This window comes from Bacillus sp. ISL-57, assembly GCF_018613135.1.
GTDB classification, from domain to species: domain Bacteria; phylum Bacillota; class Bacilli; order Bacillales; family DSM-1321; genus Peribacillus; species Peribacillus frigoritolerans.
Map to the genome: position 1 here is coordinate 12,642 of NZ_JAGGQV010000004.1, position 16,821 is coordinate 29,462.

A 16,821-nucleotide genomic window follows, 5' to 3' on the forward strand; every position below is an offset into this window, starting at 1 on the left:
TCCCTTACATAGGGATGGGTGTGTTTTTTTTATATATACAAATATTGCGAAGATGAGGACATGAATCATTTTTACGGCCTGCAGAGAGGGAAGGAAAGCTGCGAACTTCCTGGCTTAGGAAACTGATTTACCGCCTTTGAGCTATATCGGTGAACAAAAGTAACTGATATCGTCTAAGCTGCGTTACAAGCTCCAGAGCCATGAGCGTTTTTTGCTTATGGGAAATTGGGTGGAACCACGGGTAAACGCACTCGTCCCTTGCATAGGGATGAGTGCGTTTTTTTATTATTAAAAAAGGAGTGTTTATGTGATGGGTGAAAAAATGATTAAAGTTCAATTCCCGGATGGGCAGCAAAAGGAGTATCCGCAAGGGATCACAGTGGAAGGTGTGGCAGGCTCAATCAGCCCAAGTTTAAGGAAAAAGGCAGTAGCTGGAAAACTGGATAAGCAATTGGTTTATCTAAGTCATAAGCTTAATAAGGATGGCGAACTGTCGATCTTGACTCTCGATTCGGATGAAGGATTACAAGTATTAAGACATACAGCGGCTCATGTTTTGGCACAGGCTGTGAAAAGAATTTACGAAAATGTGGAATTAGGGATGGGACCAGTCGTGGAAGACGGTTTTTACTATGATTTTAAGTTAGACCACTCTTTGAGCTCAGAAGATCTGCAAGCCATTGAAAAAGAGATGGAACATATCATAAGTGAAAATCTGGAAATTAAAAGGATCGAAGTGACTTATGAAGAAGCTGTGAAGTTATTCGAGGGGAGAGGGGAGTCATTCAAGTTGGATATAGCAAAGAACATCCCCAATGGTGAAAAATTAACGCTCTATCAACAGGGGGAATTCATCGATCTTTGCAAAGGGCCCCACCTTCCATCCACATCATTTGTAAAATCATTCAAATTGACTCGTGTATCTGGTGCCTATTGGCGGGGAGACAATCAAAATGAAGTTCTCCAAAGGGTGTATGGCGTGGCTTTCCGAAAGAATAAGGACTTACAGGATCATTTTAAATTCCTGGAAGAAGCGGCCAAACGCGATCATCGTAAATTAGGGAAGCAGTTGGAGTTATTCATGTTTTCAGAGGAAGCCCCTGGAATGCCATTTTATTTATCGAAAGGACAAATCGTTAGAAATGAATTGGAGAAGTTCTCGCGGGAGCTTCAGACTGAAGCTGATTACGACGAAGTTCGGACTCCTTTCATGATGAACCAGCGGTTATGGGAACAATCGGGCCATTGGGATCATTATCACGAGAATATGTACTTCACTGAGGTGGATCAAACAAAATTCGCGATGAAGCCAATGAACTGTCCGGGTCATATGCTTATATTCAAAAACACTCTTTATTCTTACAGGGATTTACCCATCCGGATGGCCGAATTCGGTCAAGTCCACCGTCATGAATATAGCGGTGCATTGAACGGGATGCTGCGTGTCCGTACATTTTGCCAGGATGATGCCCACATCTATGTACGGCAGGATCAAATCGAAAGTGAAATTAAACAAGTGTTTCATCTGATCGATAAGGTGTATCGCACTTTTGGGTTCGAGTATTCCGTGGAGCTCTCGACTCGCCCGGAGGATTCAATGGGCGATGATTCCCTTTGGGAAGCTTCTGAAACTGCCTTGAAAAATGTTCTGGAAAGCATTGGGATACAATATCAAGTAAATGAAGGGGACGGGGCATTTTATGGACCGAAAATTGATTTTCATATTAAAGATGCATTAAAACGAAGCCACCAATGTGCAACAATCCAACTTGATTTTCAAATGCCCGACAAATTTGATCTGACTTACATCGATGAAAATAATGAAAAAGTCCGTCCGGTCGTCATTCATCGTGCCATCTTTGGATCGATCGATCGATTTTTTGGAATCCTGATAGAACATTTTGCCGGTGCTTTTCCGGTATGGCTCGCCCCGGTGCAAGTACAGATCATCCCCGTCTCACAAGTTCACCTGGATTATTGTTTACAGGTTCAAAAAGCACTGAAGAAACAAGGCATAAGAGTGAAAATCGATGATCGGAATGAAAAGCTGGGGTATAAAGTCAGGGAAGCACAGATGGGGAAAATCCCATATATGCTGGTCCTTGGAGATAAAGAAGAGAAAGAAAATGAAGTGAATGTCCGGAAATACGGGGAACAAGAATTTGAAAATGTCACAATAGAAGCGTTCATCAAGAAAATGGACCATCAAATAAAAGAACGCAGCATCTAACAAGAACGCAGCTTGGAACTCACGAGTAAAAGCGCCGAATTCACGAGTAAAAGCGCGAAACTCACGAGTAAAAGCGCGAAACTCACGAGTAAAAGCGCGAAACTCACAAGTATGGAATAAAAAAGACAGCCGAATAAATCGGCTGTTTCTTTTTATCTACAAATCCATACCCAGCCAACACCAGGAATGAGCTGCTGGAAACAGTTACCCCCCGGGCCGCCTTGACCGTCGCCACCGACTGGGCAGGTTAATCCTAGGTATGTAATCCAACTATATGTGTATGATGTACCTCATTTGGTATGCCGCCTTCGAGTATCTGTACCATTCCAGTAGTATTATTTATCCCCATTAAAATAAAGGTGTGCTGGGTGTTGCCCGAAAAACCTCTGAAGCTATGACCTTGCCTGCCTGCGTTTAAATGGCTCTGAATAGTGGCTCCTGGAACCTGTGTTTGTACTGGCAGTCTGTCATCGTAATAAGGCAAATTAATATGGAGCAGTATAATATGGAACATTATAAGAGTGATAGCCGTAATTATACATTCAAGAAATCCTCCCTTTGTGTTTACCCTTTCAGGCTATGAACAATGAGGAATAAGTGTCCGACATGGACAAAGAAGGATAATAAAATAGCGGTCAATTTTATATAAAGCAATTCCCGAGTAAATGCTCAACTTCTTATGTAAATAAAACCTTTGCTGCCTGGATGGCAAAGTATATGCCGATCCCTATAAGGGATATCCCCGAAATGATCGAGATGCCCATTAGAATGGGTTTGGATAAAAAGCGTCTGAAGGTGCTGGCGATGATGGCCATTACGAAATCCCAGGTTAAGAGGCCGATAAGGATTCCTGAGCTGTACAAAAGTAAATGATCCATATCATATTTTGACGCGGAGTTCGCGAGAATGGATCCGTAAATCCCCAGCCAAAACAATATGGATAAGGGATTCGAAAGGGACATGATGAATCCTGTCAGGAATGAAGAAAAAAGGGAATCTTTCGCTTTTCGTGCATTCACTTCAATCTTGCCTGCACTTAGCAGACTTTCGATTCCGGTATAGGTCAGGACGAAAAATCCAAACAGCCATAAAAATGTCTTCATGAAGGAGTTGTCCAAAAAGTGGACGACCCCGAAAAAGACGAGGGCTATAAAAACAAAATCCGCTAAAATGGCACCCCAGCCAAATACCCAGGCATGCCAAAAACCCTTCTTGATTCCTTTGTCCAATTGAGCAGCGTTTATGGGACCGATAGGAGCCGCCAGTGATAAACCTAATAATACAAAGCTGAAAAAAACACCCAATTCATCACCTCATCGTTTTACACTTCGCTTATTTGAATGTATTCAAACATTCGGACTTGTACCACCTTTTTAGTCCTTTTTTTGAGTTTAGTCCGCCTTGTCTGACCTGGTTTTTTTGTAGCAACACAGAAATCTCCTTCATAATGTAATTTAGTCAAATGGAAAGACGCCTATTTTAGTGCATGCGCTATTCAAAGCGGAATTGGAGGAGAATTATGCCTGAATTATCGATGCCGAATAAATACAAAACAATTCTAGATATCATGCATACTGATATTGCAATAAATGAAATGAAGGATCATTTTGAAGAAGGATTTTCAAATGCGTTAAACCTTATTAAAGTATCAGCCCCTTTCGTTTTACATGAAGGTAATGGTATCAATGACAATTTAAATGGTGTGGAGCGGATTCTTACCTTTGATGCTCTGGATATTAAGGATAAACAAATAGAAGTGGTTCAATCTTTGGCAAAGTGGAAAAGAATCACTCTTTTAAGGTATGGTTTGGCTTGTGATGAAGGCATTTACACAAATATGAATGCAATAAGACGTGATGAAAAACTGGATCATTTACACTCGTTATTTGTGGATCAATGGGACTGGGAGAAAGTCATAACGAAAGAACAACGTAACGTGGATACATTAATATCCGAAGTGGAAAAAATATATAGTGCCATTAAATCGACCGAACGTTATATGTTTGAATTCCATCATCTGCTTAAGCCGGTGTTACCTGAGGACATTCACTTCATTACGACCCAGGAGTTGGAGGATTTATACCCGGATCTTACTCCGAAGGAAAGAGAGAACGTGGCAGCGAAGAAATATGGTGCAATTTTCATTATGAAAATTGGCGGAGCGTTGCAATCGGGGGAAAGGCATGATGGACGTTCACCGGATTATGATGATTGGGATCTAAATGGAGATATCGTTTTATGGAACCCACTCTTGGAATGTGCTTTTGAGGTTTCATCAATGGGCATTCGAGTAGATGAAAAGTCATTGTTAAAACAATTAAGATTATCCAAAAACGAAAATCGTAAGGAACTCGATTATCATAAGGCCGTATTGGAAGGAAAGCTTCCATATTCAATAGGCGGGGGAATAGGTCAATCCAGATTATGCATGTTTTTGCTGAAGAAGGCACATATTGGCGAGGTTCAGGTTTCGGTATGGAATGACCAAATAATAGAGGAATGTGAAAAAAGGAATATTATTCTTTTATAACGACGAAAGCAGGAAACCCATTTTAGAATGGTTAGATTGTAGGCAAAAGGAGTTCTATCCAAATTTTTAAACATAGTTGATTGGAAACGGGTATGTGAGACTCCTGCGGGAATAGCGAGTCCAAGGGACGCCGAGGGCGGACTGCCCGGGAAAGCGAGTGCCCTACGTTCCAATCAACGTTCAAATTTGTACAAGCAGAAAAAGAAGGACCATTCTTAAACGGTATGGTTTTTTTGTTTGAAAGGGAATAGGGGTAATTTTGGGAGAAGCGCAACTGAATAAATGTTTATGCACTATAACATAATAATTTAAGACATCTAATATATGATGACAAAACAAATTGGTTTCACAGATGGTTACCTTTTATGCAATAAGTTGCTTTTATAATGGATGAGGAGTGTAAGTATGGAAGGTCATGAGAAGCAAAATAAAGATGTAAGCGTGTGGTGCTTGATTAGTATGGCATCGATTCCATTGGTTATGACACTTGGAAATTCAATGCTTATCCCGGTTTTGCCCATTTTCGAGGAAAAGGTGGGGATATCTTCATTTCAATCAAGCATGGTGATAACAAGCTATTCCGTTGCATCCATCTTTTTAATTCCCATTGCTGGTTATTTATCAGATCGATTCGGACGGAAAATGGTCATCCTGCCAAGCTTGATCCTAGCCCTTATCGGTGGTTTGATCGCAGGTTATGCGTCATGGAAAATGGAAAATCCCTATACATGGATCATCATTGGGAGGGTATTGCAAGGGATTGGGGCGTCTGGGGCATCACCAATCATTTTGCCTTTGGTGGGGGATTTATACAAAGATGATGATGAAAAAACGAGTTCTTGTTTGGGAATCATAGAAACCTCGAATACGTTTGGAAAAGTGCTTAGTCCAATATTGGGTTCCCTGTTTGCTGCATTTATCTGGTTTTTACCATTCTTCTCGATTTCATTCTTCAGTTTAATATCTATTGTTTTGGTCTTTTTCTTTATAAAGGTACCAAAAGAGAAGGATGAGCCGAAGAAATTCAAAGATTTCTGGCATGATACGAAAAAAATATTCAAGAAGGAAGGAAAATGGTTATATACGGTTTTCCTGATTGGTGTCTTTGTCATGTTGGTTTTATTCGGTGTTCTTTTCTTTTTGTCTGATAATTTGGAAAAAATCCATGATTTGCATGGTATCAAAAAAGGTTTAGTGATAGCGATCCCGCTATTTTTTCTTTGCGTATCTTCTTATGTTGCAGGGAAAAAAATCAAGGGGGAATTACCAATCATGAAAAAGATCATCATGATCAGTTTAGCTGTCCTTTCAATCAGCCTTGTATTTGTCGGTTTTACTAAAAACAGGGTCGTCCTTCTATTGATAATAACAAGCTTGGTGGGCATAGCAATTGGTGCTTTATTGCCGACACTCGACGCAATCATCACTCAAAATATAGAAAAGGAACAGCGGGGGACGATAACCTCCTTCTACATGTCATCAAGGTTCATCGGCGTTGCGGCAGGCCCTCCGGTCATGTCCCTTGTCATGAAAAATCATATCAATTTGACCTATATCATTTCAGGGATCATCGGTATAGGCATCGTATTGATTGTTATGAAATTCATTAGTTCAGACAAAAAAGAAGCTGCTGCCTAATCGGCTTCAATACATCTCCAAAAAGCCGGGTTTTCCCACGGCTTTTTTGTGAATCGTGAAATTTTTTTGGCATGTGGTTATAGGCAGAGGGTTGTCACATAAAATGTACAAGTCATGAACTAGCTCGAAGGAGTGATGCTTTTTGAGTGTACATTTACTGCTAAGTTACTTTTTCTTAGGACTTACCCTTGCAGCACCGATCGGCCCGGTGAACTCCGCTCGTATCGATAAAGGAATCAAGAACGGGTTTTGGCATGCCTGGATCGTTGGGGCAGGGTCGATGATCGCAGATGCCTTGTTCATGATTTTAGTATATGTAGGAATGGTACGGTTTTTAGAAATCCCGATCGTCCAGATATTTCTTTGGCTTTTTGGCGGATTTGTGCTTATTTATTCCGGTGTGGAGAGTGTATTACGGGTTAATACGATATTATTAAATGAATACAGGAATAGAGATTCTTTAATTTCCTGTTTTTTGACTGGGTTCATCATGTCCGTGACCAGTCCATTATCCATTTTATTTTGGTTGGGGATTTATGGATCTGTTTTAGCTAAAACGGCTTCAAGTTATGGGACATCCCAACTTTTCATTTATAGCGGGATGATCTTTCTTGGTCTTACCTGCTGGGATTTTTTTGTAGCGGCATTAACGAATGGATTTCGCAGGTTCTTAAATGAAAAAAGCTTAATGGCCATTTCAATCATCTCTGGATTATCATTGGTCGGCTTTGGGGTTTATTTTGCTTATCAAGGCATTTCTGCCATCCTATCTTAAAGGAGAATGCTTCAGGTTATTACATAGCGTATTTGAAAACTTCTTCCTTGCATAATTCATTGTGGCAATATCAACACTATGAATGATGGAAGGGGGTAATGTTATGACAACAAAAGCCAATTGCAGTTCAGCCAAAGGAAAGGCTGTCCAAGATTCCAATGCATCGGGTGAACAACAGGGCGACATGAAATGGTGGCAGCTATCATTGGTCGGGGTGGGCTGTACGATCGGGACAGGGTATTTCCTCGGATCGACCATAGGGATTAAGACGACTGGGCCATCCATTGTATTTTCATTTGTATTGGCTGCACTGGGTACCTATATCGTTTATAATCTGCTTGCCAAGATGACGGCTGCCGATCCTCAAGAAGGTTCTTTTTGTTATTATGCCAATAAAGCATTTGGACGATGGGCGGGCTTTAGCTGTGGCTGGAATTATTGGTCCTCCAATATATTGATCATGGGAAGCCAGCTTACTGCGCTTTCGCTATTATCTCAATTTTGGTTCCCGAAAGTGCCGCTTTGGCTATTTGCATCCGGTTTTGCCATTGTTTCAATCGTGGTGGTATTGCTGGGAACAAAAGGATTCGACAGGGTGGAAAACATCCTTGCTGTAATTAAGACAGCAGCAATCGTAATGTTTATCATCATTGCAATATGTGCCGTTTGCGGCTGGTTCGGTCTTGCTGGAGATAAACCGCCATCATTTCCGAATACGTTCAATGAATTATTCCCAAAAGGGTTAAAGGGGTTTTGGACATCCCTTATCTATGCCTTTTATGCGTTTGGCGGCATTGAGGTCATTGGATTGATGGCGATGCAGCTTAAAAAGAAAGAAGATGCACCAAAGGCAGGGACGATCATGCTCTTGGTCCTTACCATCATATATGTGGTTTCATTGGGATTAGCCGTAACCATGATTTCGTTAGGGGCATTCAGTGAAAAAGAAAGCCCATTCGTTTCGGCATTGGACAGTTATCACCTGACATTTTTCCCGCACGTTTTTAATGGTGCGATCATCATTGCCGGTTTCTCGACGATGACCGCTTCACTATTCGGTGTAACCAATCTGTTGGTAACGCTATCCAATGATGGGAATGCACCCGCATTATTCATGCAAAAGATCAAGAAATTCAAAGATCTTCCGTTGCCGTCACTGGGTCTAGGAGCCTTAGGACTCTTAGGATCGATCATCACTGCCTTGCTCCTGCCAGGCAAGATTTATGAATACATTACAACATCCGCTGGTATATTGCTTTTGTATAACTGGGCATTCATCATTCTTTCTTCATTCAAAATCCTGGAAAATAAGATGTGGAGTAAGATTACGGCCGTTTTCGGACTGCTTTTAATTTTAGCGGCCGTAAGTGGAACACTGCTTGAAAAAGAGATACGTCCAGGATTTTTCATCAGCCTTTTATTCATCGTGATCATCGGTCTTGCGGCCGTTTTCATGAAGTTCAAGGTATGGAATAAGAACAAGGCAATGGCCGCAAAAGCGAGTAAATCAGGACTTGATTGAAAAAAGGAACTCGACTAATTCAAAGTCGAGTTCCTTTCGATTTGACGCTAAATTTCAATGATTATTGGAAGGATCATTGGTTTTTTCTTAGTTTGATTAAAGAGATATTGCCCCAGTTCCTTCTTAATGGTTTGTTTAATGATGTTCCACCGGTATATTTTTTCACTTTGTAAGTCGTTAACCGTTTTCGTGACAATACGATTCACATTTTTAAGGAGATCCTCGGAATTTTGAACATATACAAATCCACGGGAAATGGTATCGGGTCCTGATACTATTTTTCTTTCCGTCTTGCTTAGTGTTATGACGATGACGAGCATTCCATCTTCGGAAAGCTGCTTACGGTCCCGCAGAACGATTTCTCCAACATCCCCGACACCAACACCGTCGACAAAGGTATTGCCGGCAGCCACCTTTCTTGTTTGACGGGCAACGGCGTTTTCGATATCCACCACATCACCATTATTGATGATGAAAGTATGATCCTTTTCCACCCCGACAGACTCTGCTAACAATCGATGCTGGTGCAGCATCCGGTACTCACCGTGAATCGGGATGAAATACTTAGGTTTCATCAGGGTAAGCATAAGCTTTAACTCTTCCTGGTAAGCATGTCCGGATACATGCATGCCCGTTACAGTCCCAGAACCGTAAATGACCTTGGCACCCAGTTGAAACAGGTTGTCGATGATACGTGAAACATCCCGTTCATTTCCGGGTATTGGTGTGGAGGCAAGGATCACTGTATCGTCAGGCAATATGCTCATATCCCGATAATTCGAACTGGAAAGGCGGGAAAGGGCGGCAAACGGCTCTCCTTGACTTCCTGTACATAAGACCGCAACCCTTTCCGGAGCATAACTATCGACTTCTTGTGGTTGGATAAGCATCCCATCAGGAACCTCGAGATAGCCGCGTTCAATGGCAACGGTTACGACGTTCACCATGCTTCGCCCAATCAGGGCTAGTTTCCGGTTTGTCTTCTGTGCAGCGTTCACAACTTGCTGAACACGATTGACATTTGAAGCGAATGTCGAAAGGATGACCTTCTGTTTTGCCTGCATGAAGGCCTCTTCAATATGGCTGCCAACCAGATGCTCCGAGGGACTGGAGCCGGGACGCTCTGCGTTCGTGCTTTCCGATAGTAAAACGAGGACACCTTCACTCCCGATTTTGGCCATTTTATGAATATCGGGATACTGATCATTCATCGGGGTCAAGTCAAACTTGAAGTCCCCTGTATGAACGACCGTGCCTTCCGGCGTATGCATGGTGACTCCGAGGCAATCGGGAATACTATGATTCGTTTTGAAAAAGTCCAGAACCATCTCCCCGAATTCCAGCTTTGAATCCGAATTGATCTGGATTAATTCCGTATCACCCAAAAGGTTATGTTCTTTTAACTTCAATTCAATCAAACCAAGTGTTAAACGTGTGGCATAAATGGGTACATTCAATTTTTTCAAGAAATAGGGGATACCGCCGATATGATCTTCATGCCCATGAGTCACAATCAAAGCGCGGATCTTTTCCTTATTCTCCTGAAGAAAGGAAATATCAGGAATGATCAAATCGACTCCTAATAAACTTTCATCAGGAAACTTTGCACCACAATCAATAATGACGATATCGTTAGAATATTGAATCACATACATGTTTTTGCCGATTTCATTCACTCCGCCCAGAGCTAATATGGACAAAGCATTCTCTTTCACACTCAAGTGGATAGACCTCCCTTTATTATGATAAGGATAGTGTTTCCTTAGGTCGCTTTTATAAAACCTAAAATCAGGGCAATTCAAAAAGCCATAAAAAAAACACCTGCCGCTTTCGGTAGGTGCGTATCTTCAATCTTCATCGGCTCAAGCAAGAATGGATGCTTTCTTCAAAAGTCTCCAATGCTTGGATCTGTGAAGCATATCCAGTTTTTAGAGTGGCCAGCAGACTTTCTATCAAGAATTCTCGCGGTTTGTCTGACTGCATCAGCTCATCTTGGATGAAATCGACCAATTCAATGGCTCTTCTTCGATCTTCATCGCAAGGAATAGCTTTGTTTATCGCTTTTTTCAATTCCGTGGTGGAATGAAGCAAATCATTATGGCAAGCATCAAGCTGGTTTGTGAATTTTGGAAACCACGTATCCATTAATTCAGGGTCAATGATCTGTTCCCCGCTTTCAGCCACTTCATTGACTAAATGGACAATGCGATTCATGCAATAGCGAATAATTTGTATGTCCGGTGTACCGGCTGGATTAGCACGGTAACTAAAATGGCTCATGTGGGTCATCATCGAATGAAAGATGATGACGCTATCTAAAAGATAGGGTTTTTTACTTTCACCAAAGATATCGATAAAACGGTTATACATCCAGCGTAAGCTCAACAATAGTGTCTTATTGATGAATTGTTTTAATTCTTCATCATTGGAAACACGGACTTCTTCGATCAGGATAAGCAATTTGCTTTGCTTGTTCACCATCAATTGCAGTTCGAGCTGCCGGATGAAAATTTCAATATCGGCGGAATCTTGACCAATCAACAGTTTTTCCCGTTCATGGCGAATCTTTGTATAAAAGGAGCGGAAAATGGCTATAAATAATTCACCCTTCGAAGGGAAATAATTATAAAATGTACCTTTTGATATTCCGCTGCCGTCTAAAATGTCCTGAATGGACGTCGCTTGGTAGCCTTTGTCAATAAACAGCTTATGAGCCGTATCGATGACATTCTGCCTTCGGTTGTTCATCATATCACCTGATTTTCATTATACTGCTTGTATAAAATTAATCGTACTCTATTTTTCATCACAGCACAAACCCTTATTTGAACCAGTAAATTTTTATTGCAAAAAATGAACTAGGGGTATATTATTGATTTTGTGAGATTGGAATATACCGCTCGTATAATTAAATGAACCAATAGTTTGAATGGAGGAATAGATAAAAAGTGAGTACTGCACAAATAAATGAGAAAAAGGGTTCGTATGGCATTTTGGCCATACTGATGGTCGGTGCGTTCATAGCGATACTGAATTCAACCCTTTTAAATATTGCACTGCCATCAATCCAAATAGACCTGGGAATCGAGACTTCCACAGTCCAATGGCTGACAACGGGCTACATGCTCGTGAACGGAATCATGATTCCGACAACTGCCTTCTTAATAAGAAAATATTCGGTACGTAATCTGTTCCTGACAGCCATGCTCCTATTCTCAATCGGGACGATCGTGGCAGGTGTAGCGCATGTATTCCCGCTATTATTGAGCGCACGTATGGTTCAGGCAGCCGGTTCGGCAATCATGATGCCATTATTGATGAACGTACTTTTAACTTCATTCCCTGTTGAAAAACGGGGCTCGGCAATGGGTCTTTTCGGTTTGGTCATGATGTTTGCCCCTGCAATCGGGCCGACGCTTTCAGGCTGGATCATCGAACATTATGATTGGAGAATGCTATTCCATTTCATTACTCCGCTAGCTTTACTAGTGCTTATTTTCGGCTTCTTTAAACTTAAAGACCATAAGGAAAAAGTCGATATCTCAATTGATAAAATATCGGTCATCCTTTCAAGCTTAGGCTTCGGCGGTTTGCTTTACGGATTCAGTTCGGCAGGCAGCAAGGGCTGGGATAGCCTTGAGGTATACGGAACACTGATTGTCGGTGCCATCTCCCTGATCCTTTTCATAACACGCCAGCTTAAAATGGAAACACCAATGCTTGAGTTCAATATCTTCAAGCACCCGATGTTCGCTTTATCCGCAACGATCTCAATCGTACTGAACATGGCGATGTTCTCGGGGATGATCTTAATTCCGATGTACACACAAACAGTACGTGGCATTTCACCATTCGATTCTGGATTATTGATGCTTCCAGGTGCGTTATTAATGGCCCTCATGTCACCGGTCACCGGTAAGCTTTTCGATAAGTTCGGTGCCCGCATCCTTGCTTCAATCGGTTTGCTCATCACTGTGGTAACTACGTATTTGCTAAGTAAATTATCAATGGAAACTACGTATACAGAAATTGTAATCCTGTTTTCCGTTCGTTCCTTCGGGATGTCAATGTCCATGATGCCGATCATGACAAATGGTTTGAACTCGCTGCCAGCCCGTATGAACCCGCACGGTACAGCCATGAATAACACACTTAACCAAATTTCAGGTGCAATCGGTACGGCATTGCTCGTTACGGTCATGTCTAACCGTGCAGCTTCTACTGCCGAAGAATTAATGACGAAAGCGATGAGCAAATTAACAAGCCAGCCCACCGCTGAGATGATGGGCCAAATGAAAGCCCAAATCGGGATGCAGGCAATGCTGGATGGAATTAACTTCTCCTTCTTTATATCTACCTTCATCGCCGGTGTGGCGCTGATTCTGGCATTATTCATTAAGCGTGCTTGGCCGGCTGAAGAAAAACCAGCTGTGAAAAAAGATCAAACCGCTTAAATGAAACAATAAAAGGCCCTATGCCACCTGAATCGTTCAGGTAGCATAGGGCTTTTTCTATTCTGCTTTCACGTTAAGGCCCGTATCGGAATGTAATTCAGGCTGCTGCGGAATGAAGCCAATGGATGAAGGCAGGAATAGAAGGTGTGAAGGCAGAAATGAACAGATGCAGGATGAATAAATGGATGAAGGCATAAAACGTATAATTTACCTATAGTGCACATAGTATTTTAGAGGTTTTCTAAAAATAGATCGGGGTTCAAAATGACGAATCCGATCCTGGGAGTGAACGTAGATGGAAATTCGGGTTAATCAAATTGAGTTGAATGGATTCACGTTTCAATATCGGGAGTGCGGGGATGTTTCTGCACCACCGCTTATTGTTCTTCATGCGCTGGGAAAAAGTTCGGAATCATGGGACCAAGCGGCTGCAGCATTAGGAGAAAGTTATCGTGTTTTAGCTTTAGATCAACGGGGCCACGGTGGGAGTGCTAGAACGAATACATATACTTTTGAATCGATGCGTGATGATTTGCTTCACTTTGCGGATGCGCTTGATTTGGGAAGGTTTTCGCTAATGGGGCATTCCATGGGGGGGACGGTTTCCTATCTTTTCTCGCAAACCTTTCCTTCGAGGATAGAAAGGTTGATTGTCGAAGACACACCGCCTCCTTTCTCGGATAAACCAATGGAGGTTCCTTCCAGGCCTTCAGTCCCACTGCCATTTGATTGGCAGGTAGTGCCTTCGATTCTCCAGCAGCTTAATGAACCCGATCCCGAATGGTGGGCGCGACTCACCGATATTATGATGCCGACGCTTGTTATAGGGGGCGGGGCCAGCCATATTCCCCAAAACAAATTGCAGGAGGTTTCCGAGCTTATCCCGAATTGCGAATTGGTGACGATAGAGGGTGCCGGACACTTTGTCCATGAAGATGATTTACCAGCTTTCTTGTCTGTCGTAAAAAGGTTTCTTTCCAAAGGACAGGCGCTTTAAGGCGATAGGAGGGTTGCCGGTGCAGCCCTCTTATTTCTGCTTTAAATGGTTTATTTTAAAGACGGCATTTACCGATTTACTATTAAGGATTTCCAGCAGCTGTTCAGCCATATAGTCAGCGCTATATTTAAAGCCAGTGTTGACCCATTCGATGATCATGCCCAATATCGCATATGCTTGGTAACTGGAGGCAAGTTCTTTATTGATCTTAGGGTTCGGCCGGTAATCTTCCAGGTCCTCCACTGGAAGTTTCTTTAACTCATTACAAATCCGCTCCAGTAATGTAGGCCATGCATTCGACTTTAGGATGAGGGTATAAATGTTTGCATGGTTAGCTACATGTTCAAATATTTTGATGACCGAAGCCGTTAGTTCATTGATGGTGAAAGTTTCGGAGTTCTTATAAGGTTCCCGGTAAGATATGATCAAATCGGCAATCACATCCTCCATGACCTCTTCAAGCAGTTCCTCTTTGTACTGATAGTGTTTATAAAATGTACCCCGATTAAGGTCGGCGAGTTCTACAATATCAGTAATCGATATCTCCCTGAAATCCTTACTTTGCATTAAAGAAATGAGGGATTCTTTCAAAGCCATTTTGGATTTCCTGATCCTTCTATCAATTCCAGTATTATTATCAGTCATTTTCTTCATCCTTTGTTCGTTATTGTGCTTTAAATAAACATAGTTACTACTTTCTGTTCATTATTCAACATTGAGGACAGCATTTGCTGATTGTATAAGCCTACTGAAACTAATTATACTATAGGAAGGTAGATAATGAACATCTGTACAATAAGTAACGCTTCACTAGAATGAATGGGGGAGTTCAAATGAAATTACAAAACAAAGTAGCCGTAGTGACAGGAGCAGCATCAGGCATGGGGAAACAAATTGCCATAGATTATGCTCGAGAAGGAGCTAAAGTCGTCGTATCGGATTTAAATCTTGATGGTGCGAACGATACGGTGGAAGAAATAATAGCGAATGGCGGAGTGGCCTTTGCCATTAAAACGAACGTAGCGGTGGAGGAAGATATTCAACATTTGATCGATACCACGGTCAGTATGTATGGAACGGTGGATATTTTGGTGAATAACGCGGGTATCATGGATGGCATGGAACCTGCTGGGGACATTGAAGATTCTAAATGGGATCGGATTTTTGCCATTAACACGACAAGCGTCATGCGTTCGACTAGAAAGGTGATGCCGATCTTTTTAGAAAAACAAAAAGGGGTCATCATCAATATTGCTTCTGCTGGCGGTTTGTACGGTGCCCGGGCTGGTGCTGCTTACACTGCCTCTAAACATGCAGTCGTTGGTTTCACGAAAAACACGGGCTACATGTATGCCAATAAAGGGATTCGCTGCAATGCTATAGCACCAGGCGGGGTAGAAACCAATATTGGATCCAGCATGACGAATATCAATGAGTTTGGCTTCTCTCGCCAACAACTGGGCATGGCGATCAATCCACGAAACGGCAAACCTGAGGAAATCGCTAAAGTGGCATTATTCCTTGCTTCAGACGATTCCAGTTTTGTTAATGGTACTGTCATCACGGCAGATGCTGGTTGGAGTGCATATTAAGCCATGAATAAACATGAATCCATGCATTCCTGCCAGAAAGCAGGGATGCATGTTTTTTTGAGTGGGGCCTTGGTCATTGGAGGAGATTGTGTAAGCATCAATTCCCATGAGGAAGGTTTTGACTTCAACGGGTGATTTCAATCGAAAGTGGATTAGTGGGGGCTGGATAGTTCCGCTGCTATCCAGTTTTTCTCAAAAAGAATTATGCTATCAATGGATTTAAAAGATAAGTTGAACTCTGAAATCTCGGAAGCAAAATAGGTTCCCTGAAAAAATCCACTTTCCCTATGAAATTGTTCATTAAGTAATTCATTAGCACGCTGTGATACCCCGCAAACAATATATTAATTTGCGTGAGAATATTGAAGGACTTTCTGACGGACGTAATCAAGGTGCTTGTACATTTGGCTGAATGCTTCATGTGGATCATGTGCTGCAAGTGCAGCATAGATGGCTTTATGATACTTCACAGTCAGTTCCCGTTCCCTGAATTGAATCAAGCTATTTATTTTATTATGAGTGATCAATAAGGAATCGATCATTCCTTCAATGATGGGATTGTTCGCACTTAAAGCGATGATCTTATGGAATTCTTTATCGGCCTCTCCATAATCGTTGTCTTCACTATTGGCAATCGTATCAATCGTAACCTGCAGTTTCTCCAGTTGCTCGTCTGTGATCTTCTCGGCAGCCATTGTTACTAATCCCAACTCCAAAGCCATTCGCGCTTCGATGATCGCTGGTAAATTATCCGTAGCCAGCGCAAGCATGACAGAGAATGGATGTGTACCGATTTTATCGTTAAAAAAGGTTCCTTCACGAGTTTTCCGCGTAATGACCCCTAGTGTATCAAGGGCACTGAGCGCCTCACGTAATACAGGCCGGCTTACTTCAAGTTCTTTCATAAGTTCCATTTCAGGAGGCAGTTTGTCGCCCGCTTTCATTTGTCCAGTGACGAGCAGATGCACAATTTGATCCACGACTTGTTGTGAAAGAGTGTTGCGGTGTACCGATTGTACGCCTAATTTCTTTGACGATTCTTCCATTGTGTAACCCCTTTTCTGTTAAATCCTATATGTATTT

The 16,821-nt window shown here is 42.0% G+C and carries 14 protein-coding genes and 1 other annotated feature; of the genes, 8 read left to right on the plus strand and 6 right to left on the minus strand.

What is annotated here, in order from left to right; translation table 11 throughout:
* Positions 1-40 precede the first annotated feature (40 nt).
* Positions 41-262 (plus strand) — a binding site (T-box leader).
* A gap of 60 nt (positions 263-322) precedes the next feature.
* Complete coding sequence (gene thrS, locus J7I90_RS08460) at positions 323-2,230, plus strand: threonine--tRNA ligase (RefSeq protein ID WP_396020153.1); 1,908 nt, start codon at positions 323-325, stop codon at positions 2,228-2,230.
* A gap of 253 nt (positions 2,231-2,483) precedes the next feature.
* Here the strand turns inward: thrS and J7I90_RS08465 are convergent, their stop codons facing one another.
* Both J7I90_RS08465 and J7I90_RS08470 read right to left on the minus strand, forming a co-directional pair.
* A complete protein-coding gene (locus J7I90_RS08465) occupies positions 2,484-2,744 on the minus strand; it encodes a hypothetical protein (RefSeq protein WP_214770523.1) in 261 nt (86 codons plus the stop codon).
* 163 nt (positions 2,745-2,907) lie between these two features.
* On the minus strand, positions 2,908-3,534 hold the full coding sequence (locus tag J7I90_RS08470) for a LysE family transporter (protein ID WP_214770525.1): 627 nt from the start codon (positions 3,532-3,534) through the stop codon (positions 2,908-2,910).
* 230 nt (positions 3,535-3,764) lie between these two features.
* Here J7I90_RS08470 and asnA point away from each other — a divergent pair, with 230 nt between their 5' ends.
* From asnA to J7I90_RS08490, 4 genes are all read left to right on the plus strand, one after another.
* Positions 3,765-4,760 (plus strand): aspartate--ammonia ligase, encoded by a 996-nt coding sequence (asnA, locus tag J7I90_RS08475; protein ID WP_251025203.1) that lies wholly within the window; start codon positions 3,765-3,767, stop codon positions 4,758-4,760.
* Between the two features lie 405 nt (positions 4,761-5,165).
* A complete protein-coding gene (locus tag J7I90_RS08480; RefSeq protein ID WP_250160984.1) occupies positions 5,166-6,398 on the plus strand; it encodes an MFS transporter in 1,233 nt (410 codons plus the stop codon).
* A gap of 142 nt (positions 6,399-6,540) precedes the next feature.
* Positions 6,541-7,173 (plus strand): LysE family transporter, encoded by a 633-nt coding sequence (locus tag J7I90_RS08485; RefSeq protein ID WP_134783484.1) that lies wholly within the window; start codon positions 6,541-6,543, stop codon positions 7,171-7,173.
* Positions 7,174-7,276: 103 nt separating this feature from the next.
* Positions 7,277-8,695, plus strand: a complete 1,419-nt coding sequence (locus J7I90_RS08490) for an amino acid permease (RefSeq protein WP_214770527.1) — start codon at positions 7,277-7,279, stop codon at positions 8,693-8,695.
* Between the two features lie 47 nt (positions 8,696-8,742).
* Here J7I90_RS08490 and J7I90_RS08495 read toward each other — a convergent pair whose 3' ends face one another.
* On the minus strand, positions 8,743-10,416 hold the full coding sequence (locus J7I90_RS08495) for a ribonuclease J (protein WP_214770529.1): 1,674 nt from the start codon (positions 10,414-10,416) through the stop codon (positions 8,743-8,745).
* Positions 10,417-10,549: 133 nt separating this feature from the next.
* On the minus strand, positions 10,550-11,446 hold the full coding sequence (locus J7I90_RS08500; RefSeq protein WP_251025183.1) for a TetR/AcrR family transcriptional regulator: 897 nt from the start codon (positions 11,444-11,446) through the stop codon (positions 10,550-10,552).
* A 254-nt stretch (positions 11,447-11,700) separates the two neighbouring features.
* Here J7I90_RS08500 and J7I90_RS08505 point away from each other — a divergent pair, with 254 nt between their 5' ends.
* Positions 11,701-13,149 (plus strand): DHA2 family efflux MFS transporter permease subunit, encoded by a 1,449-nt coding sequence (locus tag J7I90_RS08505; protein WP_214771289.1) that lies wholly within the window; start codon positions 11,701-11,703, stop codon positions 13,147-13,149.
* 295 nt (positions 13,150-13,444) lie between these two features.
* On the plus strand, positions 13,445-14,146 hold the full coding sequence (locus J7I90_RS08510) for an alpha/beta fold hydrolase (RefSeq protein WP_214770532.1): 702 nt from the start codon (positions 13,445-13,447) through the stop codon (positions 14,144-14,146).
* 30 nt (positions 14,147-14,176) lie between these two features.
* On the opposite strand, the gene J7I90_RS08515 is transcribed toward J7I90_RS08510, so the two are convergent.
* Positions 14,177-14,791, minus strand: coding sequence for a TetR/AcrR family transcriptional regulator (locus J7I90_RS08515; RefSeq protein ID WP_214770535.1), 615 nt, complete (start codon positions 14,789-14,791; stop codon positions 14,177-14,179).
* 188 nt (positions 14,792-14,979) lie between these two features.
* On the opposite strand from J7I90_RS08515, the gene J7I90_RS08520 reads away from it, so the two are divergent.
* Entirely contained in the window at positions 14,980-15,738 is a 759-nt protein-coding gene (locus J7I90_RS08520) for an SDR family oxidoreductase (protein ID WP_214770537.1), read from the plus strand.
* Between the two features lie 344 nt (positions 15,739-16,082).
* Here J7I90_RS08520 and J7I90_RS08525 read toward each other — a convergent pair whose 3' ends face one another.
* A complete protein-coding gene (locus J7I90_RS08525) occupies positions 16,083-16,784 on the minus strand; it encodes a FadR/GntR family transcriptional regulator (RefSeq protein ID WP_214770540.1) in 702 nt (233 codons plus the stop codon).
* Positions 16,785-16,821 lie beyond the last annotated feature (37 nt).

Bases quoted from the DNA above. Each gene is read 5' to 3' on its own strand.
- thrS (WP_396020153.1), top strand. From the start codon at position 323: ATGATTAAAGTTCAATTCCCGGATGGGCAGCAAAAGGAGTATCCGCAA.
- J7I90_RS08465 (WP_214770523.1), bottom strand. From the start codon at position 2,744: ATGTTCCATATTATACTGCTCCATATTAATTTGCCTTATTACGATGAC.
- asnA (WP_251025203.1), top strand. From the start codon at position 3,765: ATGCCGAATAAATACAAAACAATTCTAGATATCATGCATACTGATATT.
- J7I90_RS08480 (WP_250160984.1), top strand. From the start codon at position 5,166: ATGGAAGGTCATGAGAAGCAAAATAAAGATGTAAGCGTGTGGTGCTTG.
- J7I90_RS08490 (WP_214770527.1), top strand. From the start codon at position 7,277: ATGACAACAAAAGCCAATTGCAGTTCAGCCAAAGGAAAGGCTGTCCAA.
- J7I90_RS08500 (WP_251025183.1), bottom strand. From the start codon at position 11,446: ATGATGAACAACCGAAGGCAGAATGTCATCGATACGGCTCATAAGCTG.
- J7I90_RS08505 (WP_214771289.1), top strand. From the start codon at position 11,701: ATGGTCGGTGCGTTCATAGCGATACTGAATTCAACCCTTTTAAATATT.
- J7I90_RS08510 (WP_214770532.1), top strand. From the start codon at position 13,445: ATGGAAATTCGGGTTAATCAAATTGAGTTGAATGGATTCACGTTTCAA.
- J7I90_RS08515 (WP_214770535.1), bottom strand. From the start codon at position 14,791: ATGACTGATAATAATACTGGAATTGATAGAAGGATCAGGAAATCCAAA.
- J7I90_RS08520 (WP_214770537.1), top strand. From the start codon at position 14,980: ATGAAATTACAAAACAAAGTAGCCGTAGTGACAGGAGCAGCATCAGGC.
- J7I90_RS08525 (WP_214770540.1), bottom strand. From the start codon at position 16,784: ATGGAAGAATCGTCAAAGAAATTAGGCGTACAATCGGTACACCGCAAC.